Source organism: Leeuwenhoekiella aestuarii (assembly GCF_004104055.1).
GTDB lineage: Bacteria > Bacteroidota > Bacteroidia > Flavobacteriales > Flavobacteriaceae > Leeuwenhoekiella > Leeuwenhoekiella aestuarii.
In genome coordinates, this window is record NZ_QOVJ01000001.1 from 770,767 (window position 1) to 786,753 (window position 15,987).

The window sequence follows — 15,987 nt, forward strand, 5'->3', positions numbered from 1 at the left end:
AGTAATTCATTAAATGAAATTGAATCATTACCCCTACTTGCTTATCTGTCTTTTCAGCCTGATTCAGAGTTGCTCTGTTTCAGAAAAAAAATCTGATGAGGCTTTGATTTATGTTACATCTCTTGATGAGAAATCCCTGATTGAAGAACGAGAAGTCCTTTCAAAAACTATAGACAGCGCGCAGATTGATGAGGTCATTAGAGTGACAGATTCAATCACCTACCAGACGATGGACGGCTTTGGTTATACCCTTACCGGTGGTAGCGCTTTGCATATTCACAAAATGAGCGATACTGCACGAGCCGAATTGCTTAACGAACTATTTTCGACTTCAGAATTAGGAGTAAGCTATTTAAGATTGAGCATTGGCGCTTCTGATCTGGATGCAGCTCCATTTTCCTATAATGATTTACCAAAAGGAGAAACAGATGAAAGGCTTGAGTATTTTTCTTTAGCTCAGGATACCGTGCATTTGGTGCCGGTTTTAAAAGAGATTTTGAGTGTAAATCCAGATATTAAGATTCTGGGTTCGCCATGGTCACCTCCGTTTTGGATGAAAGATAATGGAGATACCCGTGGGGGAAGTTTATTGCCGGAATACTATAACGCTTATGCAGCTTATTTTCTGAAATACATAAAAGCAATGCAAGCTTATGACATCACTATAGATGCGGTAACAATACAAAATGAGCCTTTACATCCGGGTAATAATCCAAGTCTTTTGATGAAGGCTCCAGAACAGGCTAAGTTCATTAAAAATCATTTAGGGCCTCTGTTTAAAAAAGAAGGTGTTGAGACCAAGATTATTATTTATGATCACAATGCAGACCGTCCTGATTATCCTATTGAAATATTAAACGATCCGGAAGCGGCTCAATATATTGATGGTTCGGCTTTTCACTTATATGGAGGAAATATAAATGCACTTCAAAAAGTACACGACGAACACCCTGATAAAAACCTGTATTTTACTGAGCAGTGGGTAGGAGCGCCGGGTAATTTTGCTAATGAACTTTCCTGGCATACTAAAAATCTGATTATTGGTGCACCCCGCAATTGGTCAAAAACCGTTTTGGAGTGGAATCTGGCAGCTGATGAAAATCAGGATCCGCATACAGATCGTGGTGGCTGTGATCGATGTCTGGGTGCAGTAACCATTACTGGTGATACCGTGAAGCGTGAGCCAGCGTATTATATCGTAGGTCAAGCTTCAAAATTTGTTAAACCGGGCTCGGTGCGTATCGCGTCTACAATGACTGACGCGATTCCTAATGTAGCCTATAAAACGCCTGATGGAGAAATAGTTGTTATTCTTCAGAACACTACAGAAAATGATAAAGAAATTCAGGTAGAGATTAACGAGGCTAACCTTTTGGTGAAACTTGATTCCGGGGACATAGGTACTCTGGTATTTTAACTAAAAAACTAAAGATGAAAAATTTTATATACTATTTCAGTTGTTTTGTGCTTTGTATAAACTCAAGCCTGATTTCAGCACAGAAAGTAGATTTTCTAAATAAAAAGATTCAAGTTTATACTACTTCAAAAGCTTCAGATTTAAGACTTACTGAAACCGAAACGCTAAGCTTTCAACCCGCTACACAACCTTTAGAAACAGAGATTTCGATTTTTATAAATCCCAATAAAGTGCATCAGACCCTATTAGGAATTGGCGGTGCGATCACAGATGCAAGTGCTGTAATTTTTGATGGATTGAGTGCAGCTAAGAAACAAGAGTTGCTCAATGCCTACTATGATGTTGAAAAAGGAATAGGTTATTCATTGTTGCGCACAACCATTCACAGTTCAGACTTCAGTCCAGAGAGTTATACATATGTTGAAGAAGGTGATGCAGACTTAAAAACATTTTCTATAGCGCATGATAAGGAGTATCGCATCCCTATGATCAAGAAAGCTACGGAAACTGCCGGTGGAGCAATTACTCTGTATGTTAGTCCCTGGAGTCCGCCTGCATTTATGAAGACAAACGGTTCTATGCTGAAAGGCGGAAAATTGAAGCCGGAATTTCGTCAGAACTGGGCAAATTATTATGCCAAATTTATCAAGGCATATGAAGCTGAAGGAATGCCAATATGGGGGCTTACCATTCAGAATGAACCAATGGCTATACAGACCTGGGAGTCATGTATTTACACTGCTGAAGAGGAGCGGGATTTTTTGAAAGATTATTTGGGGCCTACCTTAGAAAGGGAAGGATTAGGAGCTAAAAAGATCGTAGTTTGGGATCATAACCGGGATTTAATGGTTAATCGATCCAATGTCATTTTTGAAGATCCTGAAGCATCTAAATATGCTTGGGGAACTGGTTTTCACTGGTATGAGACCTGGACCGGCGCAGAACCCTTTTACGAAAATGTCAACCGGGTTAACGAGGCTTTTTCTGATAAGAAACTAATGTTTACTGAAGGATGTATCGAAAAATTTGATGCTTCCCGATACCAATATTGGCCTAATGGTGAGCGCTACGGTGAGCAAATGATACATGATTTTAATAATGGTACGGTAGCCTGGACAGATTGGAATATCCTTCTAAATCAAAATGGAGGTCCTAACCATGTAGGCAATTTTTGTTTTGCGCCTATTCACGCCGACACGACAACTGGAGAATTGATTTACACGCCTTCTTATTACTACATAGGACATTTTTCAAAATTCATAAAGCCTGGGGCCGAACGTTTAAGTTCTGCGGTAAGCAGGAGTGTTTTATTGAGTACAACTTTTAAAAATAATGATGATTCACTGGTTACAGTAGTCATGAATAAAACCAATGAAAATATATCTTATTCAGTATATATTCAAGGGGCTGAAACTACTGTAGAAATACCTGCCCATAGTATCCAGACCTTGGTTTATTAAGCGTTTTCTAAAGACGTGTTTCTTGTAGAAACCTTGTAGATGTGAATCTATGGGGTTTTGCTTTAAAAGAACTTAAGATTCGTTCTTTTCCCTACTCTTGCTTATTTCAGACAGGCTGATGCCCTTTTCACTGTTGTAATGCGTGTTTTTAGGGCTTCCTATAATTTGTGAAGTATAAACACCCGAGTGACCCGAGAAAAGGTAAGCAGTACTGCAAGCGATGGCGATAAACACTCCAGATTCAATACCAAAAAGTTCAATACCCATAATTGTACAAGCAATTGGTGTGTTAGTCGCACCGGCAAAAACCGCAACAAAACCCATCCCGGCGAGCAAATCCATAGGTAATGGGATAAACCAGATCAATGCATTACCAAGGGTTGCACCAATGTAAAATAACGGAGTTACCTCACCACCTTTAAAACCGGCACCCAGCGTGAATGAGGTAAATAAAATTTTTACGAGGAAGTCATATTTGTTCATCGCTTCACTAAACGAGTCTACGATGGTAGGTACGCCAAGTCCAATGTATTTTGTGGTGCCAATACAATATACTGCAACGGCGATCACTGCACCGCCAATAAATGGCCGTAAGGGTGGATACTTGATGTATTTTTTAAATTGTGATCCCCAGAAATGTGTGCTTTTTGAAAAAAGCATACTAACCAAGCCAAAAATAACTCCGGCGAGTAGCGCCCATAAGAGATTTACAGGACTCATTTCGGCAATAGAATGGATGTGATAATGCGTATGACCCACATCCCAGGCCTGGCAAAAATAATCAGCCAGTACAGCAGCCAGAAAACTTGGGACAATAGCATCCAGACGAATTCTACCTAAAATAAGTACTTCTAAAGCAAAAATACCTCCGGCGAGTGGCGTACCAAAAACCGAAGCAAAACCGGCACTAATACCGGCAATCAGGAGAATTTTTCGGTCTTGATCATTCAGTTTTAAAAGTTTGGTAAACTGATCTGCAACTGCACCACCTATTTGCACAGCAGTGCCTTCACGACCGGCAGAACCTCCAAAAAGATGTGTGGCAATCGTACCAAAAAGTACCAGTGGTGCCATTTTAAAAGGTATCACTTTTTTTGGTGAGTGAAATTCTTCCAGAAGGAGGTTATTACCTTTTACAACACTGTTTCCATATAAATGATAAGAAAGACCTACGACAAAACCACCTATTGGAAGTAAGGCGATAATCCACAAATGAGATTCGCGATAGTTAGTCGCCCACTCCAGACTGAGTAGAAAAAATGCCGAAATACTACCAGCAATTGCTCCAATCAAGGTGCAAATGATAATCCATTTAAAAAGGTAAATCAGAGTAGGAATTTGCTCAATGGAAGAAATTGAGCGCTTTAATTTGTCTATGTTCATACTGCCGTATATAAATGATTCTACTGCGACTCACTTCTGTAGCCGTTTTTAGTAGAAGTCATCAGCTTCATTTGAAGCGGTTTGAGGCAGACCTCATTGCCTGTAATTTAAAGGACAAAGATAACAGAAATCTTTAAAGGATTTTGATGAAACACAATTTTCATCTTTAAGCAGGTTATTCTATTCTGAAATCAATTGAGATTAAGTTGATTCTTAAAATAATATTGAATTGAGTAAAGGGAAAAATACTCTACTGATTCTGATCAAATAGTACTTTCACATGCGGTTTGTTGATCTCTAAAATCGTAAAAACACCTAGAAGAATACCTAAAATCCCCGTAAGACAGTTCATTATTGAAGCTATAAGAACAAAAGTATAATTATGTGCTTCGCCAATATATTTAGCCGCTATGAGTGTCACAATCCCAAAAATAAGACAGACTACAAAGCCTAAACCACTTATGATACCAAAGAATGTAGACATTTCAAAAGGTGCCGAAGCATCGTGTCCTACTTCACTAAAAAGCATATTCATAAAAAAGCCGTAACCCACAAAGAATAAAGCACCGAGAAGATTGAAGATTCCTTTTATGATAAAAAGAACCCTAAAGGTACTGAGGTTGTTAGATTGAATTTCCATAATTAATTGATGATTTGTTTAACTATAAGTAGTGAAAAACAAAAGTTTGTTACATTTCGCGTAAGAGCATAAAAAACCCCCGAATGATAATCATTCAGGGGGTTGTATTTATAAAAACAGAATTCTTAATTCTGGTATTGAGATACCGGCCAGCTGTCGTTAGAGAAGTTTACATCTGGTAGGATCTTGTTAGGATCAAGCTCCACTTTGCTCACTTTCTTATCTGTGTTCAGCATATAATTCCAGCTGTTTTCACGTTGCCAGATTTCTACTGGCAATTCGATCAATTGTGTTGTGTTATCATCAAAAGTTACCAGCATTTTAACCGGCATTGGGATATCACCTTCATTAGAAATGCTAATTACATAATTACCTTGATAGGGTCTCACACTGTTTACAGCCAGATCAATATTTCCGGTACCGTAGAACCATCCTTTAAAGAACCAGGCTAAGTTTTCACCGGCTACATTTTCCATATGATTGAAAAAATCTCGCGGTTGTGGATGTTTGTACGCCCAGGTTTTGATGTAAGACTTAAATGCGTTGTCAAAACGTTCTGGTCCTAAAATATACTCACGCAACATAAGCAGACCTTGTGCTGGTTTAGCATAAGCGATCATACCTAAGTTTCTCAAATTAACGGCATCTGGATAGGTGTCTATTCCCTCACGCGATGGACTTGTGTACCAGCTTACAGAATTACGAGTTTGATTCAGACGTGCAGGGTATTCACCATTGTTGAATTTCATTGTACTGTAATAGTTGATAAAGGTGTTGAAGCCTTCATCCATCCACGCATAGCGGCGTTCGTTTGTGCCCACAATCATTGGGAACCAGTTGTGGCCAAACTCGTGATCTGTAACGCCCCAAAGTCCGGCACTTGTAGATTTCCAGCTGCAAAAGCTAAGTCCCGGATATTCCATTCCGCCTATATCTGCAGCTACATTTACTGCAACAGGATATGGGTATTCATACCACATTTCAGAATTATTTTCAATTGAATGCTTGGTGTATTCAGTAGAACGCGTCCAGGCTTCCTGACCATCACTTTCAATAGGATAAACTGATTGTGCTACTGCTTTTTTTCCGCTAGGTAAATTGATTTTTGCGGCATCCCAGATAAAAGCTTTAGAAGAAGCAAAAGCTACATCACGGGTGTTTTCCATTTTAAAATTCCACGTTAATGTACCGCTTTGTTTTGCGCGTAAAGACATATCATCTAATTCTTCAGGCTTAACAATATAAACCGTCTCGTCGCTATTTTCTGCTTTTTCCATGCGGTCGCGCATTGTAGCAGAAAGCACATCTTTTTCATTTTGTAATGCTCCAGAAGCCACTACAATGTGGTTATACGGTGCAGTAATTTTGAATTCATAATCACCATAATCTAAATAGAATTCACCAGCGCCTAGATAAGGCTCAATATTCCATCCTTCTATATCATCAAGAACAGCTGCACGAGGATACCACTGAGCTAACGCGTAGATGGTGCCATTTTTGGTTTCTAAACGTCCCATACGATCCATTCCTTTCACCGGAATTTTATAGGTAAAGTCCATAGAAATGGTTGCTTTACCACCATCAGCAGGAATCGGTTCATCAAAAAACACTTGCATACGCGTATCTGTAATGATGTGTTTTGATGAAGTGCTGCGTTTTACTTTTGCCTCAAGATTTGTAATGGTGTAACCGCCGTCTACGTCGCCGTTATAGCGATTACCGCCTATAGGAGTTGTTAGATTTCCACGTGAATTTTCTGTAAAGCGATTTTGCTCCAGATGCATCCAGATAAAATCAAGTGTTTGGGGACTGTTGTTAGTATATTCTAAAGTAAGTTTACCGGTTATGGTATGTGCCTTATCATCTAGTATAGCTTCAATTTTATAATCGGTTTCGTTTTGCCAGTAGTGTTCACCCGGTTTACCGGTTGCGGTTCGAAACTCATTACCGCTATGTTCTAAGAACTCACTAAAAAGTTGTTGATTACCTTGCGCTTCTTGCGCGTTGCCCATTACAACCCCTCCTAAAACAAGAGTTGCTAAGGCTAATTTTCGATTGAAAAAATTCATTGACTAAAAGGTTTTACTCGATGCCCGAGATTTAAAAACTATATTGTTTCTGTAAATAAATAGAGAAGGTTAAGCCCCAATAAATTTACATTGGCTTAAAAGTATAAGTTCTCTTTCGTTTATCGAAAAATTAAAGCGACAATAATGTTTTAGTCCTGAACAAATTTAAATCCGGCAGTGATGATGTTTGAACTGAGTCCGGTATTTCGTTTATAATTGTAGTATTTAAGATCAATGCTTTTAAGACCAAATTGTAGTAGATGGAATTTAGCAAAAATGTCAGTATAGTTTACACCGAAACCAAACTGATTAGCATTATACTTAGACAGGTCATAATCTGATGTATAGAACGTATCAGTAGAAAGGTGCGTCTCATAAGCCCCAAATTGATCTGCGGCTGTTTGCGTATAATAGCGGTAAGACGGATAAACAGTAAACTTATCTCCTAGTTTTACAGGAATCTCAAGACTGGCGGTATGTGAGTTTATGCCCCAATCGTCTGTGTAATACCGGTAATAGGAACGCAAAACTATTGCAGCATTTATGTAATAATTTAACCTACCGCCTGCAGCAATTTTAAAGCGATTATTGGGTAAGCGTTCTACGTCATCAGCCAGTTGAAAATTATCAAAGAAGACATCTGGGCTGTCGCTAAAATAAACACGTTGAAAAGGTGTAGACAATAAACCACTTTGCTGAACCAGATCTAGCGCTAGCGAACCTTGCAAGTTTTTAGATAGTATTTTAGAGAAACCAAAACCTAATGAATACGAGTTTCTGCCTATATCATTAAATGGTGTAAAAGTGGGATTGTAGTTAGAATCGCCATAGGCAGCACCGGGTCTCAATTCGATAGGATAAATAGTAGTCCAGGTATCTAAATAAACATTAGCTTTTATGCTTAATTCGGTATTTTTGTCATTGAAGAGACGGGTGTAGCTTCCACCAAAACCAATGGAAAAATAGTCGTATTCTGAAGATACCGAAGCTTTTGCAGACCATATTTTGTTACGGTCATCTGAGTTGTGGGTGTAAGAACCCGTAAGATTAGCCCAGGTATCGCTGCGTGATGCTCCCGAAGATGCCTGATAAATATCAGCGCCATTACTTCCGTCAAAAGGATTGATGTTTGAAGAAGATGCAGATGTATATGCCGAAACCCCTGCATCTATGGTTAAAACATCATCAGCATTTATAGGGATTGAGACCACAATAGTTCCTGTCGCATCAGTTAATTCTTCGGTTCCCAAACCACCGGTAACCGCAGCATTATTACCTTGCTGCCCATAATAGCTACTCAATAGGTCAATTTCGGTAGTTTCTAAAATCCGTTTTTTATACGTGTTTTCAGATTGATCTTGTTGTGCGAATGCTAGTGTATTAATACAAAAGAATAAGGCTAAAATAGAGTAATTTTTAAGCATAGTTTTTTGAATTAATTACAACCGCAACCTCCGCCGGTCTTACCTCCGTTAGCTCCTGCCGCCGCCTCACGATAAGAATGAAAAGTAGAAACATTGCGGTCTGCAGGTTTATCTGCTAGTGCCATATCTGGGTCGTTAATGTTTACCTTCTCATATTCTTTAACAGCAACGCAACTGGTAAACATAAATGCCAAAACAACTACAAGACTTAGTTTTTTTATCATGGTTTCTGAATTTCTATATGATCTGATTTATGAATGGTGCCATTCTCATCAATAATTATACATTCAATGTTAGGCAGTTGATTGATGCGATTGAGCCCAACTTCAATCCCCATCACAAATACAGATGTCGCCAGAGCATCTGCCAGTTCTGCTTTTGAAGCAAAAACTGTCGCGCTAATGATTCCGGTAGCGGGGTATCCACTACGCGGATCTATAATGTGTGAATAACGGATGTTATTGAAAGTTACGTATTTTTCATAGTCTCCAGATGTTACAACGGCACTATTTATGACGGGCAATAACGCAAACACCTTATTTTTGTCTAGCGGGTTTGTAATGGCTACCTTCCACGGTTCGCCAGAAGTTTGCTTTCCCCATGTATTCATATCACCAGATGCGTTTATAATTCCTGAAGTGACACCATTTTGAATCAGTAATTCTTTAGCACGATCAGCAGCATAACCTTTACCAATTGCACCAAAACCAATTTTCATTCCTTCTTTTTTAAGAAAGACAGTTTGTTCAACAGGATCTATAACTATATTTTCATAACTTACTTTGGCTACAGATTGAGCTATTTTTTGCTCTGAAGGCATAATAGTCATACTACCGTCAAACTTCCAGATCTTATCCATCGAAGCGTAACTGATATCAAAAGCCCCATCAGTGAGTTTTGAAATCCCGAGTGACCGTTGTATGAGTTGTATCAATTCTGGATCAACCTTAACCGGAATTTTTCCGGCATTGGCATTAATTTCAGAAGTTTGAGAATTGGGATCCCAGGATGAAATCAATTTTTCGATTCGTGTGATTTCGGCAACAGCCAGATCTATATAAGCGTCACCTTGAGTTTTATTTGCTGCAACTACCGTTATATCAAAACGACTACCCATCAGTTTGAGCGTGCGTTTATAAGTCTCTTGTGCACTTAAGATTTGAATGCATAAAAACAGTAAAATGGAAACCGTTGCAAATCGCATAAACTTATAAAAAGGCGTTGAGGTTTTTTATATAAGCTTCAGGTGTGGTTTTCTCGTAGCCTGTCTTTCCTAAAACATTACCTTTTTCATCTAAAACGACAACGAATGGAAAATAACCATTGGGATTGTATTTTTCGGCAAGCTTATTATTTGCGGCCTGTAAATCTGCAGGAAGCGCATTTTTCTTTTTCCGTGGAAAATCTGCTTGTAGCATTACATAATGAGTCTTAGCATAGGTTTTAAAAGAATCTGCTTGCCAGATTTCTTTATCTAGTTTGATGCACGGTGCACACCAATCTGAGCCCTGAAAAACCAAAATAATAGGTTTATGTTCTTTTGCAGCCACTTGTTTTGCCTTGTTGATATCTGTTGTCCATTCTTGTGCGCTTGCTATTTGAAAAGATGCGAGCAGTAAAATAAAACTTAAAATTAGTTTTCTCATAATTTATTATTTAAAGGGTGTAAGTGTTAGATACGCTTACAGCTCTATATTGCAAAAGACGAACCAAAAGTATGCTAAAAATCTCTGTAATTTTTAGTATACTATATAACGTAAAAAATATGGATTTAGTTTTAAACTTCTTTTTCAATAAACGGAACAGAACTATCTAATATTTCATCAATGAGCTTGAGCAAATAGCTTTCAAAGGTTTCCAGAAGTTCTTGTGTTATGTTTGAATTTTTATTTTCAGTGAGTTTTAAAAATCCTTTGTTCAGATTTTTAAAGGAAATAATACCTGCTTCAACTTGTTCAGGTAGCGTTTCTTTTTTAGAAATCATCAAAGCATAACACAAGACCTGAAAGGCTTTAGACTGCTTTTTATAATCTGTTATTAGTTCGTCCCAATCTTTAATTACTAGTTGTGAGGTATCTACTTTTCCTGTTTTATAATCTAAAATGCGGGTTACTCCATTTATTTGATCTATACGGTCAACGGTTCCTTTAATACAAATTTCAGGAGAAAGCTGAGCAATGTATTTTGTCTCAAGATCTTTAATAATAATCTCGCTACCAGAGGTTATGGTTTGCATTTCCTGATTTAAAAAGTTACTTACAAATTGTTTTGCAACATTAAAAATAATGAGATTTTTCCCGGTTTTGATATTGATGGCATTGTAGTTTAGATCAAACTGGCGCTTAACTTCCGCATCAATTGTGCTCTGCATTTTCTCTACAATTTCTTTAGAAAGTATGGTGTTTAGGTAAGGCTTGTATAGAGTATCTAGCGTTTCGTGAACCACGGTCCCTAATGTATTGTGTGCGATTACGTCTTCAACTTCATCAAGCTCTTTAATACCTAAAACATATTTATAATAAAAATCAATAGGATTGCGTATATAGGTCGTTAATGCTGAAGGCGAAAATCCTGAAGCGGCATGCTTTTTTATAGCTTCGATTATAGCGGGTGTTTTTTCTATTTCTTTGAGCGTTTGCCGTTCAAGCCTTACTGAAGCAGAAGCACTTTTTTCATTGTATGTATAATTTGCGTCAGGATCTGTTGCTAAGTGTAATAAAAATCTGCTTTTCTCACCGCTGTTTAAGCCACCAGCTTCATTATTGTAAATGAGATTTATATTTTCGGCGCGTTGTAAAAGTCTAAAAAAGTGATACGCATAAATAGCGTCTTTCTCGCGGTAGGTGGGCAGTTTATATTCAATCTTTAAATCAAAGGGTATGAAACTATTTTGACTTTTTCCTGATGGAAATGTGCCTTCATTTAAAGAAGTGATGATTATATTTTTAAAATCAAGAACCCGAGATTCTAGTACCCCCATAATCTGAAGCCCTTGATAAGGGTCACCTCTAAAATCTAAAGTCTCCTGACTTAGTAAATCTTTATAAAACTGTTTGAGGGTTTTAATATCATTGAGGTATGGATAGGCTTCATTTAAGTTTGTTAATCGCGTAAATAGTTCTAAAAATGCGTGTAGAAATTCAAGCTGAAGCCAATTTTGCTCCGGGAACAAAATCTCTTTCAAACATTGAATACTTTTTAGAATTTGCTCTAAGGCTTTTGAGGTGTTTTCATTCCAGAAATCAAAAAGTAGCTTATAATTTTCTGAAGCTTCTTTATTAAGATCATTTGGTTTGACAAAAACCAAATTCTTTTGGGTGATTTCCTTTTTTAGATTTTTTCGCTCATCTCCTAGAAGATATATCGTATACTGCTGATCTAAAATGGAAAGTACATCTTTATAATAATACCCCTGTTCTTTATGATTTATTTGAAGTTGAAACCAACTTTCAAAAAAAGCAGCCTGTGCTACTTGTCCTAACGGAAGCCCCATCGTTACATTAAGATTCTTAACGGAAGCGGGTAAAGAGTTGAGTAACGGTAGAAGTAAAGCTTCGTCTCCCAGAATAACGGCAGTATCTTCTAATTCATCTTTTGAAAAGTCTAAAAGCAATTGCCCGGTGTATTTAACCTGACCAATATTTTGAGAGATACCGGTAGCGGTAATATTTTTTGAAGTATTGAAGCTTGAATTTTGCTTGGGAAGCAAGAGACTCTTTTCTTTAAGGCCGCCCCATTCTTTTAAATATGATTTTATAAAAGTTGCTGTAACGTGATTGTTGTCATTTAAAAAATAGGGATCAATATCCCAGTAAATTTTTGTTGTAGGTCGCTGTAAAAAGTTTTTTATGAGTTCTTGTTCTGCAGCATTTAGAGCGTTGAAACCACAAAAAATATAGTGCTGTTTGTCTTCGTCTAAAAAAGAAATGACATTATCAACTGCTTTGCGATAAAGCATACCTTGATAACCCAAGCCTAAATCTTCTAAGTGTTCTTTATAGCTGGTATAATAGGTATTGATAGACTTCCAGAAAACAAGGTAGTTTGAGACGAGTTGTGAACTGGTATCAGTTGACCAATGGTTGAGTTCTTTTACAGCAGATAAATAATCAAAGAATTTGTCAGTTGGGATCAGATGACGATCAATTTCGTTAAAATCGCCTAGTAAGGTTTGTCCCCAACCTAAAAAGTTCAAAAAAGCTTCTGGTGTTTCTCCATCAAATTGACTTTGATAAACGTGATACAATTCAACCTGAAGCTGTGTTTGAGAAGCAGCTGTTAATCCAGATATTTCCTCTATAAGTTCTTCAATGCTTAGGGTCTGAGGAAGAAAGCAAACGTCATTTTTAAGATGCTCTTTTAGTTTCTTTAAAAAGAAGCTTCCTGCTCTTTTAGAAGGTAAAACCACTACGGTTTCAGCTAGTGGTAATTTAGAATTTAAGAGGTCTTCTATTACTTCATCAATGAATGTAGTCATAAGTTAAAAATAAAAAACGCCCTGATTTCTCAGGGCGTTTTCGAAATATATTATTTCAGATTTAAATCTGAATGAATTCTTACTTTAAAGTAAGTTTTACACGTCTGTTAAGTTGCATACCTGCAGCTGTAGTGTTAGGAGCGATAGGCTGCTCTTCACCGTAAGCTTTGATAGATAATTGGCTACCGTTTACACCTTCTTTACTAGTTAAGTAATCAACAACAGATTGAGCTCTTCTTTCAGAAAGATCCATGTTGTATGCATTACTTGCGCGGCTATCAGCGTGACCTTCAACTTCAAAAGAAGCAGTAGGGTATTCTTTTACGATATTAGCGATTGTAGTAAGAGTTGCATAAGAACTTTTTCTAATTGTAGCTTTATCAGTATCAAATAAGATACGACCAGCTTCACCATTTAAAGTCTCTAATACACTAGCGTCAACTTCAGGACAACCATTGTTAGAAGCAGGACCAGCAACGTTAGGGCAGTCATCATCTTTATCAGCAACACCGTCACCATCAGCATCAGCAAATGGGCAACCGTTGTTAGATGCAGGACCAGCTTCGTTAGGACACTCATCTTCTGAATCAATTACACCGTCACCATCAGCATCAGGACAACCGTTAGTTGAAGCAGGACCAGCAACGTCAGGACAAGCATCTTCATTATCTGGGATACCATCACCGTCTGAGTCAGGACATCCATTAAATTCTGGTAAACCAGCTACTTCAGGACAAGCATCTTCAGAATCTTTAATACCGTCACCATCAGTATCAGGACATCCGTTGAATTCTTTTAAACCTGGAGTTTCAGGACACTCATCTTTATCATCATAAATACCATCACCATCAGTATCAGTACCACCAAATGCGAATCCAACACCAACTACGTGTTGCATGTGTCTTGTATAGTAAGTACCAGGCATCATTGCATGCTTATAGGTAGAAGATAAGTCAAGATTAATCTTATCGCTCAACCAAAGTTTTAAACCTACAGTACCGTTAAGGGTTCCGTGACTTGGCATATCCCCAATGAACACGTAACCACCACCACCACCTAGGTAAGGGTCAAACCAACCGCCTTCTCCAAAAAGAAGATCACGGAAGCTATAAGAGAACATACCGTCTACAGCGTAGTAAGCTAAATCATCAACAGGAAGATCTCCCATTTTGTCAATTTTGTTGATAGATCCTCTCACACCTAGAGCAAATCCTGCACCAATGTACCGACCTACGTAAAGTGTAGAAACTGAAGGAAGAATATTCCAGTGATCAGAAACATTGTAAAATTCATCAGGAAAACCTCCGGTTAAAGGTCTGTTGTCTGGAGGGTATACAGGATAAGTATCAACTGCATTCACACCAATACTAACAGCCCAAGGGTTGTTTTTGTCTTGTGCGTTTGCAGTGTTAAGACCCGCGAAGATCAAAACTGCAAACAGAAATAATTTAGTAAGATTTTTCATGTTAAGTAAGTAAAATTTAAGTGTTAATTGAAGCAAATGTAATTTGTTAAAATCTAGCAACAAAGTCAAATTTAATAAAAATCACATTTTTATAATTAAAATGGAATGATTCTCGACTTGATTCTGTTGCCAGATCTTTTATAATTACATTATTCTATAAGTGATATTTCTACACGTCTGTTTTGTTGTCTTCCAGCTGCAGTTGCATTTGTAGCTACTGGCTTAGACTCTCCAAATCCTTCTGAAGAAAGTCTCGTTGCGGGTAAACCTTGTTTAATTAAATAGTCTTTTACTGATGCTGCTCTTTCATCTGATAATTTTAAATTATAAGCATCAGAACCCTGACTGTCAGTATGGCCTTCAATTAAGAACCTTGTGTTAGGATATTCTTTCATCGTTTCAGCAACTGTATTCAAAGTCTCGTAAGATTCAGCACGGATAGAAGCTTTATTTAAGTCAAATAATACAGTTCTAACCTGTACGTTGATTTCTTCAAGAATTTCAACAGTTACTTCAGGACAACCATTATTAGCAACAGTTCCCGGTACAGTAGGACAATCATCATCTTTATCTAAAACACCATCGTTATCCTGATCTTCGTAAGGGCATCCATCATTTTCAGCAGGACCAGCCTCATTAGGACAATTATCTTCCGAGTCAATTACTCCATCACCGTCAGCATCAGGACAGCCATTAGTTTCTGCAGGTCCGGCAACATCTGGACAAGCATCTTCTGGGTCAGCGATACCATCACCATCAGAATCAGGACAACCGTTGAATTCTGGTAAACCAGCTACTTCAGGACAAGCATCTTCAGAATCTTTAATGCCATCACCATCTGTGTCTGGACAACCATTAAATTCTTCTAAACCTGGAGTGTCAGGACATTCATCCTTATCATCAAAAATACCATCACCATCAGTGTCTGTTCCACCAAAGTTGAAACCTATACCTGCAGTATGTTGAAAATGTCTTGTATAATAACCTTCCATCGCATGCTTATACGTTGAAGATAAGTTTAGATTAAGATTATCTGACAACCAAATTTTTAAACCTACAGTACCGTTAAGGGTTCCGTGACTTGGCATATCGCCAATGAACACATAACCACCACCACCACCTAGGTATGGGTCAAACCAACCGCCTTCTCCAAAAAGAGCATCGCGGAAACTGTAAGTGAACATACCATCAAGAGCGTAATATGCTAAGTCATTTGCTGGAGCATCACCTAATTTTTCAATTTTATTTAATGAACCTCTAACACCAAAGCTGAAACCACTACCTATATAACGACCTACATAGATAGTTGATATTGATGGAAGAATATTCCAGTGATCATCTACATTGTAAAATTCATTTGGGAAACCACCAGTGGTTGGTCTCTCACCTGGCCATACAGGATATGTGTCAACTGCATTTACACCTATGCTTATATACCAAGGATTGTTTTCGTCTTGTGCACTTGAACTGAATGAGCCTGCTAAAAAAGCAACCAACACCAGTAATAAACTAGTACTTCTAATCATAATTAAATGGTTTGTTAAATTATTGAGGTAAAAGTAGTTTGTTAAAATATACCTGCAAAACCACAAGTGATAAAGTTTTATTAAACCTTTACTAAGAATTATATATGGTGTAAGTCTCTGTAAAAC

General features: G+C 37.7%; 12 protein-coding genes and 1 riboswitch. Of the genes, 2 read left to right on the forward strand and 10 right to left on the reverse strand.

Annotated features, from left to right (window positions below; translation table 11 throughout):
- Nucleotides 1-13 precede the first annotated feature (13 nt).
- Together DSM03_RS03480 and DSM03_RS03485 are read left to right on the forward strand one after the other, a co-directional pair.
- A complete protein-coding gene (locus DSM03_RS03480; RefSeq protein WP_128759619.1) occupies nucleotides 14-1,417 on the forward strand; it encodes a glycoside hydrolase family 30 protein in 1,404 nt (467 codons plus the stop codon).
- A 14-nt stretch (nucleotides 1,418-1,431) separates the two neighbouring features.
- Entirely contained in the window at nucleotides 1,432-2,877 is a 1,446-nt protein-coding gene (locus tag DSM03_RS03485) for a glycoside hydrolase family 30 protein (protein WP_128759620.1), read from the forward strand.
- 72 nt (nucleotides 2,878-2,949) lie between these two features.
- Here the strand turns inward: DSM03_RS03485 and DSM03_RS03490 are convergent, their stop codons facing one another.
- The 10 genes from DSM03_RS03490 to DSM03_RS03535 all read right to left on the reverse strand — a co-directional run bounded on the left by DSM03_RS03490 (nucleotide 2,950) and on the right by DSM03_RS03535 (nucleotide 15,858).
- Nucleotides 2,950-4,260 (reverse strand): voltage-gated chloride channel family protein, encoded by a 1,311-nt coding sequence (locus DSM03_RS03490; RefSeq protein ID WP_128759621.1) that lies wholly within the window; start codon nucleotides 4,258-4,260, stop codon nucleotides 2,950-2,952.
- A 45-nt stretch (nucleotides 4,261-4,305) separates the two neighbouring features.
- Nucleotides 4,306-4,370, reverse strand: a riboswitch (Fluoride riboswitch).
- A 140-nt stretch (nucleotides 4,371-4,510) separates the two neighbouring features.
- Nucleotides 4,511-4,900, reverse strand: a complete 390-nt coding sequence (locus tag DSM03_RS03495; RefSeq protein ID WP_128759622.1) for a hypothetical protein — start codon at nucleotides 4,898-4,900, stop codon at nucleotides 4,511-4,513.
- 125 nt (nucleotides 4,901-5,025) lie between these two features.
- Nucleotides 5,026-6,969 (reverse strand): M1 family metallopeptidase, encoded by a 1,944-nt coding sequence (locus DSM03_RS03500; RefSeq protein ID WP_128759623.1) that lies wholly within the window; start codon nucleotides 6,967-6,969, stop codon nucleotides 5,026-5,028.
- Nucleotides 6,970-7,118: 149 nt separating this feature from the next.
- A complete protein-coding gene (locus tag DSM03_RS03505; RefSeq protein WP_128759624.1) occupies nucleotides 7,119-8,393 on the reverse strand; it encodes a DUF3570 domain-containing protein in 1,275 nt (424 codons plus the stop codon).
- 11 nt (nucleotides 8,394-8,404) lie between these two features.
- Nucleotides 8,405-8,617: a DUF4266 domain-containing protein gene (locus tag DSM03_RS03510; RefSeq protein WP_128759625.1), complete on the reverse strand. Its 213-nt coding sequence runs from the start codon at nucleotides 8,615-8,617 to the stop codon at nucleotides 8,405-8,407.
- Nucleotides 8,614-9,597 (reverse strand): FAD:protein FMN transferase, encoded by a 984-nt coding sequence (locus tag DSM03_RS03515; RefSeq protein WP_128759626.1) that lies wholly within the window; start codon nucleotides 9,595-9,597, stop codon nucleotides 8,614-8,616. Before DSM03_RS03515 ends, DSM03_RS03510 begins: the two co-directional genes overlap by 4 nt.
- A 4-nt stretch (nucleotides 9,598-9,601) precedes the next feature.
- Complete coding sequence (locus DSM03_RS03520; protein WP_128759627.1) at nucleotides 9,602-10,039, reverse strand: thioredoxin family protein; 438 nt, start codon at nucleotides 10,037-10,039, stop codon at nucleotides 9,602-9,604.
- 131 nt (nucleotides 10,040-10,170) lie between these two features.
- Nucleotides 10,171-12,870, reverse strand: coding sequence for a PD-(D/E)XK nuclease family protein (locus tag DSM03_RS03525; RefSeq protein WP_128759628.1), 2,700 nt, complete (start codon nucleotides 12,868-12,870; stop codon nucleotides 10,171-10,173).
- Between the two features lie 79 nt (nucleotides 12,871-12,949).
- The gene (locus tag DSM03_RS03530) at nucleotides 12,950-14,335 is read right to left on the reverse strand and encodes an OmpA family protein (protein ID WP_128759629.1); all 1,386 of its coding nucleotides are present in this window, start codon (nucleotides 14,333-14,335) and stop codon (nucleotides 12,950-12,952) included.
- Between the two features lie 149 nt (nucleotides 14,336-14,484).
- Nucleotides 14,485-15,858, reverse strand: a complete 1,374-nt coding sequence (locus tag DSM03_RS03535; RefSeq protein ID WP_420813118.1) for an OmpA family protein — start codon at nucleotides 15,856-15,858, stop codon at nucleotides 14,485-14,487.
- Nucleotides 15,859-15,987 lie beyond the last annotated feature (129 nt).